This window comes from Streptomyces globosus (genome assembly GCF_003325375.1).
GTDB classification, from domain to species: Bacteria; Actinomycetota; Actinomycetes; order Streptomycetales; family Streptomycetaceae; genus Streptomyces; species Streptomyces globosus_A.
Genome location: NZ_CP030862.1, coordinates 2,512,443 through 2,528,889, shown reverse-complemented (window position 1 = coordinate 2,528,889; position 16,447 = coordinate 2,512,443). Strand labels below are relative to the sequence as shown.

At 75.9% G+C, this 16,447-nt stretch carries 12 protein-coding genes; 9 read left to right on the top strand and 3 right to left on the bottom strand.

Annotated features, from left to right (window positions below):
- Both C0216_RS11395 and C0216_RS11390 read right to left on the bottom strand, forming a co-directional pair.
- Positions 1 to 807 (bottom strand): hypothetical protein, encoded by an 807-nt coding sequence (locus tag C0216_RS11395; RefSeq protein WP_114055161.1) that lies wholly within the window; start codon positions 805 to 807, stop codon positions 1 to 3.
- Positions 804 to 1,283, bottom strand: a complete 480-nt coding sequence (locus C0216_RS11390) for a hypothetical protein (RefSeq protein WP_246042482.1) — start codon at positions 1,281 to 1,283, stop codon at positions 804 to 806. The genes C0216_RS11395 and C0216_RS11390 overlap by 4 nt, the downstream gene beginning before the upstream one ends.
- Before the next feature lie 99 nt (positions 1,284 to 1,382).
- Between C0216_RS11390 and C0216_RS11385 the strand changes: the two genes are divergently transcribed.
- The gene (locus tag C0216_RS11385) at positions 1,383 to 6,182 is read left to right on the top strand and encodes a CHAT domain-containing protein (RefSeq protein WP_162793172.1); all 4,800 of its coding nucleotides are present in this window, start codon (positions 1,383 to 1,385) and stop codon (positions 6,180 to 6,182) included.
- A gap of 37 nt (positions 6,183 to 6,219) precedes the next feature.
- On the opposite strand, the gene C0216_RS11380 is transcribed toward C0216_RS11385, so the two are convergent.
- A complete protein-coding gene (locus C0216_RS11380; protein WP_162793171.1) occupies positions 6,220 to 7,914 on the bottom strand; it encodes a stealth family protein in 1,695 nt (564 codons plus the stop codon).
- A gap of 379 nt (positions 7,915 to 8,293) precedes the next feature.
- Between C0216_RS11380 and C0216_RS11370 the strand changes: the two genes are divergently transcribed.
- The 8 genes from C0216_RS11370 to C0216_RS33415 all read left to right on the top strand — a co-directional run bounded on the left by C0216_RS11370 (position 8,294) and on the right by C0216_RS33415 (position 16,387).
- Positions 8,294 to 9,682 (top strand): MBL fold metallo-hydrolase, encoded by a 1,389-nt coding sequence (locus tag C0216_RS11370; protein ID WP_114055157.1) that lies wholly within the window; start codon positions 8,294 to 8,296, stop codon positions 9,680 to 9,682.
- A 112-nt stretch (positions 9,683 to 9,794) separates the two neighbouring features.
- Positions 9,795 to 10,394: a rhodanese-like domain-containing protein gene (locus C0216_RS11365; protein ID WP_114055156.1), complete on the top strand. Its 600-nt coding sequence runs from the start codon at positions 9,795 to 9,797 to the stop codon at positions 10,392 to 10,394.
- Entirely contained in the window at positions 10,391 to 11,287 is an 897-nt protein-coding gene (locus C0216_RS11360) for a sulfite exporter TauE/SafE family protein (protein ID WP_114055155.1), read from the top strand. The genes C0216_RS11365 and C0216_RS11360 overlap by 4 nt, the downstream gene beginning before the upstream one ends.
- A gap of 57 nt (positions 11,288 to 11,344) precedes the next feature.
- Positions 11,345 to 11,611, top strand: coding sequence for a metal-sensitive transcriptional regulator (locus C0216_RS11355; protein ID WP_114055154.1), 267 nt, complete (start codon positions 11,345 to 11,347; stop codon positions 11,609 to 11,611).
- 173 nt (positions 11,612 to 11,784) lie between these two features.
- Complete coding sequence (locus tag C0216_RS11350; RefSeq protein WP_114055153.1) at positions 11,785 to 12,579, top strand: 3-hydroxybutyrate dehydrogenase; 795 nt, start codon at positions 11,785 to 11,787, stop codon at positions 12,577 to 12,579.
- Between the two features lie 113 nt (positions 12,580 to 12,692).
- Positions 12,693 to 14,072: an MFS transporter gene (locus tag C0216_RS11345; RefSeq protein ID WP_114055152.1), complete on the top strand. Its 1,380-nt coding sequence runs from the start codon at positions 12,693 to 12,695 to the stop codon at positions 14,070 to 14,072.
- A gap of 102 nt (positions 14,073 to 14,174) precedes the next feature.
- Positions 14,175 to 16,115, top strand: a complete 1,941-nt coding sequence (locus C0216_RS11340) for a helix-turn-helix domain-containing protein (RefSeq protein WP_114055151.1) — start codon at positions 14,175 to 14,177, stop codon at positions 16,113 to 16,115.
- Positions 16,116 to 16,222: 107 nt separating this feature from the next.
- Positions 16,223 to 16,387, top strand: a complete 165-nt coding sequence (locus tag C0216_RS33415) for a hypothetical protein (protein ID WP_162793170.1) — start codon at positions 16,223 to 16,225, stop codon at positions 16,385 to 16,387.
- Positions 16,388 to 16,447: the final 60 nt, after the last annotated feature.

Here is a 16,447-nt window from a genome sequence, read left to right as displayed (position 1 = left end):
TCAGCCGCCCTTGCGGAGGATGTCGTCGACGGCCCGGCCCTCCTCCTCCGTGACGGCCGCGGGGCCGGTTGCCACACCGAGGGATTCGGCGAGAGCGCGGTGGTGCAGGTCGAGCACCGCCTCGATCAGCGTCGCGAACTCCTCCAGCGCCGCCCGCGAGCGCAGCCAGCCGGCGACGGCCACGCAGCCGCCGATCGCCAGGGCCGGCCACCACCACGCCCCGAGCAGCAGGTAGAGCAGCCCCCACCCGGTGAGCACCGCGGCCTCGGCGAACACGGTCCGGGCGGCCACGACCGGCTGGCGCACCTCGTCCGCGACGAGCAGCCACACCCGCGGCCAGGCCGCGGCCGCGTCGAACCAGTACTGGGCGCGGATCCGCGCCTCGGTGAGCCGGACCCGGTCGCTCATCCAGGTGTGCCGCCGCGGCAGGTACGCCTCGACGACGTCGCCGCCGCGCCGTCCGGCCTCCCGCAGCACCTTGCGGCGGCGCCTGCGGGCGCCCGTCTCCCAGGGTTGGAGCCAGAACCGTTCGAGGGCCCGGCCGAGCACGCCAGCGGCCGTTCCGGCGGTCCCGGCGGCGGCGAGCAGCAGCACGGCGTCGAGCACGGCGCGTGCGGGCCGGCCCCGCCAGCGCCCGGCCCACCCGTCCGCCCAGGCCGTGAGCTGCCCGGCGTCGAGGGCGTGGCCGTGGCCGAGGCGGCGCCCGGCCGCGGCCACCAGCACCAGCAGCAGACCCGGCAGCAGCACCGACCGGAACCAGCGGGTGCTGACGTGCCGGCCGACCTCGGACAGGATGCCGGTGATCACGGCGCCCCGCCGGCCGGGGGCGGCGGGGCGGGCCGCATCGCGGACCCGTAGGCGTGGCAGACCGGCACGTGCCCCTGGGCGTCCCGTCCGGCGACGCGGTCGCACCGGCCGCTCGGGCAGGCGTACCGCCCGGCGCCCGCGGAGGGCGGGCGCCGTGAGCCGGGGAAGCCGACCATGGCCGCGCCCCCGGTGTCCGACCAGCTGCGCTGCGGCCCGTCCGCCCCGCCGCCCGGATCCCCGTCCTCCTGGAGCCACTTGCGGACGGCGCGCAGCGCGGATCCGCCCTGCCGCACCCGGTCCGCGTCCCGCTCCAGGCGCGCACCGACGCCCGTCACCCGCGCCTGGTCCCGCAACCCGGCGAGGCGGGCGCACCACAGCGCCAGCGCCTCGGACTCGCCGGGGCCCGCGGCCCCGCCGGCGCGCGTGCCCGCCCCGGTCTCCGCCCGGCTGCCGGACGGCTCCTCCTGCTGGGCCATCGGCCGCTGCCTCCCTTCCCCCGCGCCGTGTTCCGCGGGCCGCCGCGGCCGAGGTTACCGATTGGCACCCCGCCGCGACACACGGCTACCGTAAGCCGGGTGACGGAAGGTCGTTGGGGCATGTGGCGGCGTCGGCGGGGCACAGCGCGGGAGCGAATCGACCGTGCCGTACGGGAGTTCGCGCGGACGGGACGCCCCGGACCCCTCGACGGCCCCCGACTTCGGGAAGACGCCGAGCAGTTGCTGGAGACTGCGGCCGCCGCACCGCCTGGCTCACCGGTGCGCGCCGAGGCCGCCCTGCACCTCGGGCGGCTGCTGCTGGCGCAGACGGGCACCCTGGACCGGCGGGCCGAACTGCCCTCCCTCGCGGCGACGGTGGCGATGGTCGGGCTGCTGCACGACGCGGCGCCCGAGCAGGTGGAGCCGCGCCTTTGGGAGCTCGCGGTGGAGTGCGGCGCGGATCCGATGAGCCGGGCCCGCGCGGCCAACCGGCTGCTGGAGTCGGCCCGGCAGGCCGGCGAGGACGACCTGCCCGGCCTCGTCACCCTGCACCACGCCCTGTCCGACTTCCCCGAGGACCACCCGGACTCCGGGCCGGTCCGGCTCGTCGCCGCTGTCGGATGGCTGGAGCGGTACGAGCGCACCGGCGCGGACCGCGACCTGGACGGGGCGCTCACCTGGGGGCGGGCCGCGCTCCGGCAGGCCCCGGCCGCCGGCCCGGGCCGCGAGCTGTTCCTCCAGGTCCTGGCGGCGGCCCTGACCCGCGAGTGCACCCGCCGCAACACCGGGCCCGCCACGGCGGAGGCGGTGGAGGTCTGCCGCAAGCTGCTCGCCGTCCGCCCGGGCCGGGGACCCGGCCCTGACCCCGAACACATCGACGCACTGGCCCAGTTGGGCGGCGCGCTGCACGCCCGGTACGGCCACACGCGCCGCCCGGACGACCTCGACGAGGCGATCACGGTGCTGCGGGCCGCCACCGCCCCCGGCACGGGGGCGCACACCGCGTCCCGCGCCCCGGTGCTGAAGAGCCTCGCGTCGGCGCTGTACAAACGGCACCAGGCGACCGGGGACCCGGCCGATCTGGACGCGCTGATCGCCCTGATGGAGGAGGCCGTCCGCCCCGGCGGCCTGGAGGACCGGGCCGAGGCGGCGCGCTGGGGCTCCCGGCTGGTCGGACTGCGGCTGCGCCGCGCCCGGCTTCCCGCCGGCCCGGCGCGCCGCGGCCCGCGGGCTGCGGACCGGCCGGGGGCGGTGGAGCGTGCCGAAGAGGCCGTACGGCTGCTCGGGCAGGCCGAGGAGTCCGGGCCGGACGCCGACCCCCTCGTCCGCGACGTCGGCATCGAACTCCTCGGGCCGGCTCTGGAGGAGCTGCCGGAGGACCACCCCGACCGCGGCCCGCTCGCCGCGCAGCTGGGCATGGCGCTGCTGGCCCGCCACCGCACCGGGACCGGGGATCCGGCGGACCTGGAGGCCGCGAACCGGTACGGCCGGGAGGCCGCCCGCCTGGCCCGCACCGCCGACCCGCGCAACCGGGCAGGGCTGCTGCTCGCGCGGGCGCAGGCGGCCGAAGCCCGGTACGAGCGCTCCCCCGACCCGGCCGAGCTGGATGCCGCGATCGCCCTGTACCGCGAACTCGCCGGCCTGGAGCCGCCGCCCGGCGGGGAGCTGCGCTGGCACTGCCTGCACAACCTCGGCAAGAACCTGCTGTGGCGCTGCCGCGCCCGCACCGGCAGCGACGCGGGTGCCGCGGCGGCCGACCTCGACGAGGGCGTGGACGCCCTGCGCCGGGCGCTGGCCCTCGTCCGGCCGCCGTCCGAGGAGTACCTGCTGAACGCGTCGAACCTGGCCCTGGCCCTGGTGCACCGCCAGGGCCTGACGGACAGCGAGCGGGACCTGCGGGAGGCCCGGTCCTGCCTGACGGGGCTGCTCGCCCGCCTCGCGGACGGCGACGGGCGCGCGGAGCCGGCCCGTGCGCTGCTGGCGACCGTCGACGCCCGTCTGCGCGAGCGGGACCGGGTGCGCGAGGCGGGCCTGCGCGGCGTCTGGCAGGGGGCGCAGCTGATCCCGCCCCGCAGCTCCCCGGAGGTCCCGCCCGAGGAGGCGGGGCGCCGGCCGGCCGGCTCTGGCGCGGTGGTGCCGTACCTGCACCGCCTCGGCGCGGCCCTCTCCCGCTACGACCGCACCGGCGACCCGGACGTCCTCGAACAGGCTCTGGACGAGGGCAGGCGGCTCATGGACGGCATGCCGGAGGGCCACCCGAGCCGTCCGGAGGCCGAAGGCAGGGTCGGCGCGCTGCTGCTGCGCCGCTTCGAGCGGGAGGGCCGCCCCGACGACCTCGACACGGCGATCGGGCACCTGCGTTCCGCGGCGTACGGGCCGGGCGCCAACCTGCGGCAGCTCCGCGAGGTGCTCGGCATGCCGGACGCCGGCCCGGCCGAGCTGCGCCGCGCGGGCGGCGACGGGGCGGCGGCGCTGCTGCAGGCCGAGCCGGAGCGGGGGCCGGAGCTGTCGGCGCTGGCCGCGGCCTGCGTACGCCGCTTCGAGCGGGACGGTGCGCGCGCCGACCTGGACGAGGCGGTGGCGGCGGCGCAGCGCGCCGTGGAGGCGGGCGGGGGCGGCGACCGGGCCGCGCACTGCGCCCGGCTGGCCACCCTGGGCACGACGCTGGCGCTGCGGCACCGGGCGGTGGGGGACGCGGCCGACCTGGAGCGGTCGATCGGGCTGGGGCGCGAGGTCGTGGAGGTGGCGGGCCGGATGGCGGGCGCGTCCGCGGCGCGCGTGCTGCACTCGGCCCTGCCGAACCTGTCGAACCGGCTGCGCGAGCGGTACCTGCTGCACGCCGGCCCGGCCGACCTCGACGAGGCGGTGGAATTGGGCCGCCGGGCCGTGGCCATGGACCCCGGCCCGGATCATCAGGAGCCGGACGCGGCGGGCGGGCACCGGCCGGCCGGGGGCGGCCCGGATCCCGCGGGCACCGCCCGGACGAACCTCGCGCTCGCCCTGTGGGACCGGGCCCGGCTGCGGGGCGACGCCGGCGACCTGGACGCGGCCGTCGCCCACGCCCGCGCCGCGGCCGACGCCCTGCCGCCGGATTCCCCGAGGACCGCCCGGGCCCTCGCCGCGCTGGCCGGCATGCTCGCCGACCGCAGTGCCCTGCGGACCGCCGGGGCCGGACTGCCCGGCCCCGGCGGCGCCGATGCCGCGGACGCTGCCGAGCGGGACGCCGTACGGGCTCTGGAGGCCTACGCGGACGCGGCCCGCTGTCCGACGTCTCCGCCGCAGGCCCGTCTGGACGCGGCGCTCGCCGGGGGCCGGTTCGCCGCCGACCGCGCCGCGGCCGGCCTGGCCGGGTGGGAGCGGGCCGCGGACTTCCACGCGGAGGCGGTGGGTCTGCTGCCGGCGGCGGCCTGGCGGGGCCTTGGGCGCGGCGACCGCGAGCGGCTGCTGGCGCCCCGCTCGCACGCCGCCACGGACGCCGCCGCCTGCGCCCTCGCCTGCGGCCGCCCGGAGCAGGCGGTCGAGCTCCTCGACCAGGGCCGGTCGGTGCTGTGGGGGCAGGCACTGGACGCCCGTACGGACCTGGCCGAGCTGGCGCGGGCGCATCCGGAGGCGGCCGGGCGGCTCGCCGAGCTGCGGACGGCCCTGGAGCAGGACCCCCTGCCGCTCGCCCCGTTCGGGCGGGTTGCGGAGGACGGCGACCGGCGGCGGCGCGCGGCGGCCCGGGAGTGGGACGCGCTGGTCGCCGACATCCGCACCCGCCCGGGCTTCGGGTACTTCATGCTGCCGATGCCGTTCGCGGAGCTGTCGCAGGCGGCCGCGGGCGGGCCGCTGGTGCTGGTGAACGTGAGCCGGCTGCGCTGCGACGCCCTTGTCGTCACGCCGGGCCGGGTCCGCGTGGTGCCGCTGCCGGCCCTGGACGCGCAGGACGCGCAGGCCCGGACAGAGCGCTACCTTGCGGCCGTGGAGCGCCTGGGCCGGCCGGGGGCGTCCGCCGGCCCGGTCCAGCAGACGGTCCTGGACACGCTGGAGTGGCTGTGGGACGCGGTCGCCGCGCCGGTGCTGGACGCGCCCGAGGCGCGGGCTCGCCAGGGGCGCCGCCTGTGGTGGTGTGCGACGGGCCCGCTGGCCCTGCTCCCGGTGCACGCCGCCGGCTACCACGACCCGGACGACGACCGGCCGGGCGACGCCGTCGTGGAGCGCGTGGTGTCCTCGTACATTCCGACGCTCCGCGCCCTGGGCCGGGCCCGCGCCGCGGGCACCGCCGGCGGCGGCACGGGCCGGCTGCTGGCGGCCGCGGTGTCGGAGCGGCCGTCGTACGCGCCCGGGTTGGAGCCGCTGCAGGGCGTCCGTGCGGAGGCGGAGGCGCTGCGGGCCCGGTTCCCGGGGCGGCACACGGTGCTGCGGGACGCGGAGGCGACGCGGGCCCGGGTGCTGGAGCTGCTGCCCGCGCACGGCTGCGTCCACTTCGCCTGCCACGGCGGGCAGGACCTCGCCGACCCCGGGCGGGGCGCGCTGTACCTGTACGACGGCCCGCTGACGGTGGCGGACCTGGCCCGCCTGGACCTGCCGGCGGCGGAGCTGGCGGTGCTGTCGGCCTGCCAGACGGCGGTGGGCGGGGCGGAGTTGCCGAACGAGGCGATCCACCTGGCCGGTGCGCTGCTGCTGGGCAACTTCCGGCAGGTCGTCTCGACGCTGTGGACGGTCGGCGACACGACGGCCCGCCGGGTGGCGGACGCGCTGTACGGCTCTCTGGCGGCGGCCGGGCCCGACGGCGAACCGGCTGCTTCCCCGGACCTTGCGCGGACCCCGTACGCCCTGCACGCGGCGGTGGCCCGCATCCGCGCCGAGGACCCCTACCGCCCCCTGGCCTGGGCCTCGTACGTCCACTTCGGCCCCTGATCGGGGGCCAGGGCCTGTATCCGGCTCACTACAGGCCCTACGGCAGCTCGTAGGGGGACGGCACCGGGAAGTACGCCTCCAGGAACGCGGTGACCGTCCGCTGCTGGTGCTCCGGCGGGACCTCCGTCCCGGCGTCGTCGGCCAGGCAGAAGGCGTCGGCGTCGCGCCGGCGGAGCAGGTCCGCGAGCTGTTCCTCGGCCCCGGGCTGGTCCGTGGCCGCGTACGCGTGGGCCAGCTCGCCCTCCACGGCCCGGCCTTCGGCCAGGGCGAGGTGCGCGGCGAGCGTGACCGGGGCGAGGTCGGTCGCGCTGCGGAAGACCGACCGGCCGGTGGCGTCGAGCCGGCCGGGCAGGGCTTCCTCGACGCGCGCGAAGAGGGAGCGCCGGAGCGGGTACGGGGTGTGGGCCAGGATGTACGGGTACGTCCTGCCGGCCGCCTCCTCGACGGCCCGCCGGGTCACCCGCTGGGAGGCGCTGAAGACGTCGCCGTCCTCGTCCGCCCCCGGCGCGAGCGGCGGCACGGCCCGCCGGTCGTGGAAGACCTTGGGCAGCCCTGAGGGCAGGAAGTAGTGCTGGGGCTGCTGTTCCCGGCCGAGGAAGATGTCGTCGTTGAAGTAGAGGAAGTGCTCGGAGAGGCCGGGGATCCGGTGGATCTGGCTTTCGATGGCGTGGGAGTTGAAGACGGGCAGGCTGCCGGCGTCGGCGAAGAGGTCGCCGTGGTCCACGACCGTGATGCCGGGGTGGCCGGCGGCCAGCCAGGGGGGCGTCTGCCGGTCGGTGACGAGGAAGACGTGCCGGATCCAGGGTGCGTGGGCGGCGATGGAGCGCAGGCAGTAGCGGAGTTCCCCGCGGTCGCGGTAGCGGTGTTCCGCGTCGTCCACCCCGTCCGGGCGGCCGGCCGGCTCGGCGGCTCCGGCCTGCTCGCGTCTGCGGCGCCAGGCGGGGTCGGCGGAGTCCACCCAGCTGATCACGGCGTCGACGGGGAAGTCGATGTCGTGGGGGAACCGGCCTGCGAGGGCGTCGAGGACGCGGCAGTCGCGCCCGCCGATCCGCCGGACCGCGGTCGCCTCCAGGGAGGGCAGCCACCAGCCGTACGGCGTCTCGCGGAGTGAGGCGACGCCTCCCTGCCCGGAGGCGGACGGCGTCCAGAAGTCGAGGTCGCAGCCGAGTTCGGGGCCGTGGCGGAGCGTCCGCCCGGAGGTCACCACGCGCCGGTACAGGCGGATCCCGTTGACCTGCTCGCCGGTCTCCCGCTCGGCGACGGCCCGGGGCAGGGTTTCGGCGAGGATGTCGCGCAGGGGCCGGCCGCCGTCGCCGAGGAGCCGTGCGTAGACGGGCCGGCCCGCGAAGGCCTCGGCGCACGCCTCGACGACCCGGGACCGGTCGTCCGGGCCGATCGCCAGCCTGTGGGCCGGCCCCGGCTCGGGCACCAGGCCGTAGGGGATGCCGGCCGCCTCCAGGGCCGCGACGGCTGCGTGCAGGTTCGCCGCGCGCACGTCGGCGGGCAGCAGGGTGTCGCTGACGACGGCGAGGAGGCCCTGGTCCCGGACCACGTCCGGCAGGTCGTCCAGGATTTCGTCCTCGCGCGTCCGGGGCGGCGGGGCGGCGTGCCCGCCGGGCCGCCCCTCCCGCTGCCAGGGCTGCGGCTGGGACGGCACGCCCGGCAGGCCCGGCATCGTGCGGGCGCGTCGGCGCAGGGCGGCCGGCAGCAGGACGTGGGAAAGGCGGCGCATGTCTTCGTTCACCTTCGCGGATCGGCCCTTCCAGGCAACCGGCGCTTTACCCCAGCTTTGCCCGCCGCCCCCCTTCCGGGCAAGCCCCCCGGGACCGCCGGCCACTCCGGCCGCTCCGACCACAGCGCGACAGATACCCCCAGGGGTATTTGACAGGGGAGACGGAGGCCCTCTACCGTCGAAGGCGTAATACCCACGGGGGTATCAGGAGGTGCAGTCGCTGCACCGCAGCCGCAGCGGGCGGGCCCAGGCCGGCCCGACCACTGCGGGGCCGGCCCGGCCCCCACCCCCGAACCCGCCCGCCCCTCGGAGGAGCGGGCCCCCTTTTGGCCCCAAGAATACCCCCAGGGGTATATAGCCAGCCGCGACGGAGGTTCCCGTGTTCTTCGCCCAGTACTACCTCGACTGCCTCTCCCAGGCGTCGTACATGATCGCCGAAGAGACCACCGGCAAGGCGGTGGTCGTCGACCCCCGCCGGGACGTCTCGGAGTACCTGGCGGACGCCGAGGCTCGCGGCTTGACCGTGGTGGGCGTCATCAACACGCACTTCCACGCGGACTTCGTCGCCGGACACCTGGAGATGGCCGCCCACACCGGCGCCTGGATCGGCTACGGCCGGCGCGCCGAGACCGAGTACCCCATCCGGAAGCTCGCCGAGGGCGAGACCATCAGCCTGGGCGACGTCACCCTGAAGATCATGGAGACCCCGGGGCACACCCCGGAGTCGATCAGCGTGCTGGTCCACGAGCGCGGCGGGGACGCCGTCCCGTACGGCGTGCTGACCGGTGACGCCCTGTTCATCGGGGACGTGGGCCGCCCCGACCTGCTGGCCTCCGCCGGGGTCACCGCCGAGGAGCTCGGCGCGATGCTGTACGACAGCGTGCAGAACAAGCTGATGGGCCTGCCGGACGAGGTGCGGGTCTTCCCCGCGCACGGCGCCGGCTCCGCCTGCGGCAAGAACCTCTCGACCGAGAAGCAGTCCACCATCGGCGAGCAGCGGGCCACCAACTACGCCTGCGCACCCATGTCGCAGGAGGACTTCGTGGCGATCGTGACCGCCGGCCAGTCCGCTGCTCCCGGCTACTTCGCCTTCGACGCCGAGCTCAACCGCAAGGAGCGCGAGCTGTTCGACCCGGCCGCCGCACCGAGGCCGCTGAGCGTCGAGGACTTCACCGACCTCCGCGCTTCCGGCGCCGTGGTCGTTGACGCCCGGGACCCGCAGGAGTTCGCCGCCGGACATCTGCGCGGCGCGGTCAACGTCCCCGCCGACGGCCGGTTCGCCGAGCAGGCCGGGACGGTCCTGCCCGCCGGCGCCGAGCTGCTGGTCGTCGCGCCGCAGAACCGCGAGGAGGAGATCGTCACGCGCCTTGCCCGGATCGGCTTCGACCGTGTGGCCGGATACCTGCGCTCTCCGGACGACGCCCTGACCGCCCTGGCCGGCGAGGTCAGCCCGGCGAGCCGCCTCACCGCCGCCCAGGTCCGCACCGCCCTGGCGGGCGACAATCCGCCGGTCGTCCTCGACGTCCGCAACTGCGGCGAGCGCGGAGACAGCGGATTCATCGACGGAGCCCTGCACATCGCGCTCGGCGAGCTGCCCCGCCGCCTGGACGAGGTTCCCCGCGACCGGTCCCTGGTCCTGCACTGCGCGGGCGGCCACCGCTCCTCGATCGCCGCGAGCCTGCTGCGCCACCACGGCTTCACCGACGTCTCGGACATCCTCGGCGGCTACGCCGCCTGGGCGCTGCTGAACACCCCCGCCGGCGCCTGACCCGGACGCCCAGGCGAGCCCCCTCCACGAGAGCCCCGACCGGCGCTCCCGGTATCCCCACCCCTCCCCCACCCCGTATTCGCGCGGAACCGCGCCCTCACGAGGAGTACCCATGACGACCGACGCCTCCCGCACCGCCGCCTCCACCCCCGCCACCCTCACCCCCGCCGCCCTCCAGCGGCTGGCCGAGGACGGCGAAGGACCCCGCCTGCTGGACGTGCGCACCCCCGGCGAGTTCCGGACGAGCCACATCCCCGGCGCCTACAACGTCCCCCTGGACACCCTGCGCGAGCACCGCGCCGAACTGCTGGCCCACCTCGACGAGGACGTCGTCCTCGTCTGCCGCTCCGGCGCCCGCGCTGCCCAGGCCGAACAGGCCCTCGCCGAGGCGGGCCTGCCCAACCTGCGCGTCCTCGACGGCGGCATGACGGCCTGGGAGGCCTCCGGCGCCCCCGTCAACCGGGGTGAGGCACGCTGGGAACTGGAACGGCAGGTCCGCCTCATCGCCGGATCCGTCGTCCTCGTCACCGGAGTCGTCGGCGTGTTCGTGCCGGGAGCCCACCTGATCGGCACCGCCATCGGTGCCGGGCTCACCTTCGCCGCACTCAGCAACACCTGTGCGATGGGCATGATGCTGGCGAAGCTGCCCTACAACCGGGGCCCGCGCACCGACATCCGTGCCGTCATCGCGTCCCTGCGGGACAGCGCGTGATCACGCTCGTCCTCGCGGCATCCGTCCTCATCGGCGTCAGCCTCGGCATCCTCGGTGGCGGCGGGTCCATCCTCACCGTGCCGATCCTGGTCTACCTGGCCGGCCAGGACACCAAGGAGGCCATCGCCACCTCCCTGTTCGTCGTCGGCGTCACCAGCCTCGCGGGACTCGTCCCGCACGCCCGCGCCCACCGGGTCCGCTGGCGGACCGGACTGGTCTTCGGCGCGGTCAGCATGGTCGGCGCCTACGGCGGCGGCCGCCTCGCCGAGTACATCCCCGGCAGCGTCCTGCTCATCGCCTTCGCGCTGATGATGCTCGCCACCGCCTTCGCCATGCTCCGCACGCCCCGCAAGGCGAAGGCGGCCGGGCCCGCCCGCGCGGAGCTGCCCGTCGGGCAGGTGGTCGTCGAGGGCCTCGCCGTCGGCGCGGTCACCGGACTCGTCGGCGCCGGCGGCGGGTTCCTCGTCGTCCCCGCGCTCGTCCTGCTCGGCGGACTGCCCATGGGCATCGCCGTCGGCACCTCGCTCCTGGTCATCGCCATGAAGTCGTTCTCCGGACTCGCCGGCCACCTGTCCGGGGTCCAGATCGACTGGGGCCTCGCGCTGACGGTCACCGGCGCCGCGGTCGCCGGCAGCCTGATCGGCAGCCGGTTCGCCGGGCGCATCCCCCAGGACACGCTCCGCAAGGCGTTCGGCTGGTTCGTCGTCGTCATGGGCCTCTTCGTCCTCGGGCGGCAGCTGCCCCACACCCTGTGGGCCAACCCCCTGTCCTGGACCGGCATCGCCCTCGCCGTGACGGCCGCGGCGGCGTGGGGAGCCGTACGGGCACGGCGGGAGCGGGCCGCGGCGGGCGGGCCCCGGACAGGCTCCCCGGAGCCGAGCGCACACGCGTGAGTCCTATACCCTAAGGGGTATCCTGCTCGCAAGGAGCCGGTGAGAAGGAGGAACCCGGTGAAGGTGGAAGAAGAGGCGGCGACCGCGGTTCTCAACCGGCTGCGGCGCGCCCAGGGCCAGCTCGCGGGCGTCATCGCCATGATCGAGGCCGGCCGCGACTGCAAGGACGTCGTCACCCAGCTCGCCGCGGTCTCCCGCGCCCTCGACCGGGCCGGCTTCAAGATCGTCGCCAGCGGTATGCGGCAGTGCCTCGCCGAGAGCGAGGAAGGCACACCCCCGATGAGCGAACAGGAGCTGGAGAAGCTCTTCCTCACCCTGGCGTGACACCCGGCGCCGGGCCGCCCCGGCGCCCGATCCGCACCGCCGTTCCCCGCCGGGTGGCGGACGGGCCGGCGGACCCGTGGCGATGACGTGGCGACGACCACCACCGGATGGTCGAACACAATGGCGGTCCACACCATGGGGGACGCCGGGATCCTTCCCTACCGTTTCCGGCCATGACGAACACATTCCCCGCCCCGCTCCCCCTGCCGCCGCCCTCCGCCGCGGTCGACCTGGGCGGGCGGACGGCTCTGGTGACCGGCGGCGGCGGTGGCATCGGGCGGGCCTGCGCGCTCGCCCTGCGGCAGGCGGGCGCCGCGGTGCACGTCGTCGACCGGGACGGCGCTGCCGCCGAGGCGGTCGCGGAAGCCGTCGGCGGCGAGGCCCACGTGGTCGATCTCGCGGACGGCGGAGCGATCGACCTCCTCCCGTCGGCCGTCGACATCCTGGTCAACAACGCCGGACTCCAGCACGTCGCGCCGCTCGCCGAGTTCCCGCCGGAGCGCTTCGAACTGATCCAGAAGGTGATGGTCACCGCTCCGTTCCTGCTGATGCGCCGGGTCGTGCCGCACATGTACGCACAGGGCTGGGGCCGGATCGTGAACATCTCCAGCGTCCACGGACTGCGCGCCAGCGCCTACAAGTCCGCCTACGTCGCCGCCAAGCACGCCCTGGAGGGGCTGAGCAAGGTCGCCGCGATCGAGGGCGCCCCGCACGGGGTGACCAGCAACTGCGTGAGCCCCGGCTACGTCCGGACCCCGCTCGTCGAGGGCCAGGTGCGCGACCAGGCCGCCGCCCACGGCATCAGCGAGGGCGACGTGCTCAGCGACGTCATGCTGGCCCGCTCTCCGGTCAAGCGGCTCCTGGAGTCCGAGGAGGTCGCCGCCGCGGCCCTGTGGCTGTGCGGCCCGCATGCCGGCTGCCTGACCGGCGCGTCCCTCCCGCTCGACGGCGGCTGGACCGCCGGCTGACCTCCCGGACCCCGCCTCCGAGCCGCCCCCGCGCACCGTCGGCGTACCCCCGTACCCCCCGTGCGTCCCCGTGTCACCCTGTCCCTGCTCGTTCGTGAGAACCCGGTGAATCCATGCCTGACACCGCCACCACGCCCAGAGGCGGCATCGGCCGCATCGTCGGCGCGAGCCTGATCGGCACCACCATCGAGTGGTACGACTTCTTCCTCTACGGCTCCGCCGCCGCGCTCGTCTTCAACACGCTGTTCTTCCCCACCGCCGACCCGCTGGTGGGCACCCTGATCGCCTTCGTCACCTACGCGATCGGCTTCGCGGCCCGCCCCCTGGGCGGCATCGTCTTCGGCCACTTCGGCGACAAGATCGGCCGCAAGAAGCTGCTGGTGGTCAGCCTCCTGATGATGGGCGGCGCCACCTTCGCCATGGGCCTGCTGCCCACGTACGAGACCATCGGTGTCGGGGCGCCGATCCTGCTGACCGTGCTGCGCCTGATCCAGGGCTTCGCGCTGGGCGGCGAGTGGGGCGGCGCCGTCCTCATCGTCTCCGAGCACGGCGGGGACAAGCACCGCGGCTTCTGGGCATCCTGGCCGCAGGCCGGAGCCCCCGGCGGCAACCTGCTCGCCACCGGCGTCCTGGCCCTGCTGGCCGCCGTCCAGTCGGACGCCGCCTTCCAGTCCTGGGGCTGGCGCGTACCGTTCCTGCTCTCCGGGCTCCTGGTGGGGATCGGGCTGTGGATCCGTGTCTCGGTATCCGAGTCCCCGGTGTTCCTCGAAGCCCAGGCCAAGGCCGAGGCGGAGGCCGCCCGGGGCGTGAAGGAGAAGGCCCCCGTCGTCCAGGTGTTCCGGCGCAGCTGGCGGGAGGTGCTGTCGGCCATCGGCACCCGTTTCGGCGAGAACATCTCCTACTACATCCTCACCTCCTTCCTCCTCGTGTACGCCACCGTGCACCTCGGGCTCGCCAAGAGCACCGCCCTGAACGCGGTCCTGATCGGCTCTGCCGTCCACTTCGCGACCATCCCCCTGTGGGGCGCACTCTCCGACCGCATCGGACGCCGACCCGTCACGCTGATCGGCTCCGTCGGCATGGCCCTCTGGGCGTTCGCCTTCTTCGGCCTCGTCGACTCCGGGTCGCCCGCCGTGATCACGCTGGCCGTGACCGCCGGCCTGCTGCTGCACGGAGCGATGTACGGGCCGCAGGCCGCGTTCATCTCCGAGATGTTCGACACCAAGGTCCGCTACTCCGGCGCCTCCATGGGCTCCCAGCTCGCCTCGATCATCGCGGGCGCCCTCGCCCCGATCATTGCCATCGAACTCCTGAAGGACTACGGCTCCTCCTTCCCCGTCAGCGTCTACCTCTGCGCGGCGGCCGTGGTCACCACCATCACCGTGGCGGTCACCCGGGAGACCCGGGGCCGCGACCTCTCCCGCCCCCGCGATGAGGAGAAGGCGGCCGCCCCTGCCGCCCCGGCGGGGGCCTCCGCCGGAGAGCGGGCGTAGCGTCGGCCTTCGCCGGCTGCCCGGTCTGCCGCCATCACGGGGATCGATGCGGCAGGCCGGGCACCGCCTGCACCATCCGCTCCCGTACCGCGAGGAGGCCCCATGACCGCCGGCCGTCGAGGTGACACCCCGGTGCCCGCATCCGCCCGGGCGGCCCGCCGCATGCTGGACCTCCTCGCCGCCGACGCTCCCACCGAGGAACTCGCGGCGCAGCCCGCCCGCCTGCGGGCCGAGGCAGCCGGGCCGGCGGAAGACGCGTGGATCGAGGAGACCGCCGAGGTCGCCCTGTCGGTGCGGCGGGTCCTCGACCAGCACCGGCGCCGCGAGGCCGAACTGGCGGCCCTGTTCGACACCGCGGGCGACCTGGCCGCTCTGCGCGACCTCGACGCCGTACTGCGCGCCATCGTCCGCCGGGCCCGAACCCTCCTCGGCGCCGACGTGGCCTACCTCACCCTCCACGACCCGGCCGCGCACGACACCTTCATGCGCGTCACCGACGGATCCGTCTCCGCGGCCTTCCAGCAGCTCCGCCTCGGCATGGGAGAGGGCCTCGGCGGCCTGGTCGCGCAGACCGCCCGCCCCTACGCCAGCATCGACTACCGCACCGACCAGCGCTTCCGGCACACCGAGACGATCGACGACGGTGTGGCCGAGGAGGGGCTGCGCGGAATCCTCGGCGTCCCGCTGCGGCTCGGCGAGGAGATCATCGGCGTGCTGTTCGCGGCGGACCGCACGCCGCGCGAGTTCACCCCCGACGCCATGGCCCTGCTCGCCTCACTCGCCGACCACGCGGCCGTCGCCATCGACAGCGCCCGCCTCCTCGAGGAGACCCGCAACACCCTCGTACGGCTCGAAGCCGCCAACGCCACAGCCCGCGCCCACAGCGAGACCCTGCACCAGGCCTCCGACGCCCACGACCGCCTCAGCAGGCTGGTGCTGCGCGGCGCGGGCATCGACGAGGTGGCGGCCGAGATCGCGGCACTCCTCGGCGGCGGGGTGGCCGTCCACGACACCGACGGCAGCGAGCTGGCCCGCGCCGGAACCGAACCGTTCACCCCCTCCCCCGACAGTCTCGCCGCCTCCCGCGCCGAAGGCCGTGCGGTCCACTCCGACGGCGTCTGGACCTGCGCCGTCCTCGCAGGATCCGAGCCGCTGGGAAGCATCGTCCTCACCGGACTCACCGGCCTCCCGGAGGCCGACCGCCGCCTGTTCGAACGCGCGGCGCTGGTCACCGCGATGCTGCTGCTGATGCGCCGGTCCGTCGCCGAGGCCGAGGACCGCGTCCGGGGCGAACTCCTCGACGACCTCCTCGCGGGCCCCGGCGCATCCGCCCACCGGGACGGCGGCAGCCTCACCCTGCGGGCGCGGCGTCTCGGCGTCGACCTCGCCCGGCCCCATGCCGTCGCCGCCCTCGACTGCGAACCGGCCCTGCGCCCCCGGCTCGCCGCGGAGACCGCCCGCACCGCCCGCGGACTCGGCGGCCTCGCGGGCACCCGGCACGGCCACGTCGTCCTGCTCGCGCCCTCCGACCGGCCCGGAGCCCTCGCCCGCACCCTCGCCGCCGATCTCACCCGCGTCCTCGGCGTCCCCGTCACCGCGGGCGCCGCCGGGCCCGGGAGCGGGCCGGAACACCACGCCCGCCTGTACGGGGAGGCGGTGCGCTGCCTCGGGGCCCTGCACGCGCTCGACCGCACCGGCGAAGGAGCCGACACCGCGGAGCTGGGCTTCGTCGGCGTCCTGCTGGGCGACCGGGCCGACATCGGCGCGTACGTGGAGCGTGTCCTCGGCCCCGTCCTCGCCTACGACGCCGAACGGGGCACCGACCTGCTGCGCACCCTGGATGCCTACTACGGCCAGGGAGCCAGCCTCTCGCGCGCCAAGGACGCCCTCCACGTCCACGTGAACACGGTCGTCCAGCGCCTCGACCGCGTCGCCCAACTCCTCGGCCCCGACTGGAACAACCCCGACAGTGCGCTGGAAATCCACCTGGCACTCCGCCTGCACCGCCTCACCCGCGGCACCGGCTCCCCACCGCAGCCCTGACCGGGGCCGACTGAGGGCATGCGGTCGCGCACGAACTCGCGCCGCCCGGGTTCCGCCACGCCCTCCGGGCTTGTTCTTCGACCTCTGGCGCGTTCCGTTCCCGGCACGTGCCACCGGATCGTGAACTGCTGCGTGCTGAGGGTGAACCGCTGGCCAAGGTGGTCGCCGACCTGCCCTACCACGGCCCCCGCACCTGTACCGCAACCTGCGTCAGCCTGCTCGACGCCGGCCGCCGGGCCTGTGGCAGCAGGGCGAAGCCCGCCAAGCAGTGAGCCGGTCAGGTCGCCTGAGCAGGTCACCCGAGCGGTGCGTCGAGTAGGTCAGGATCTGTC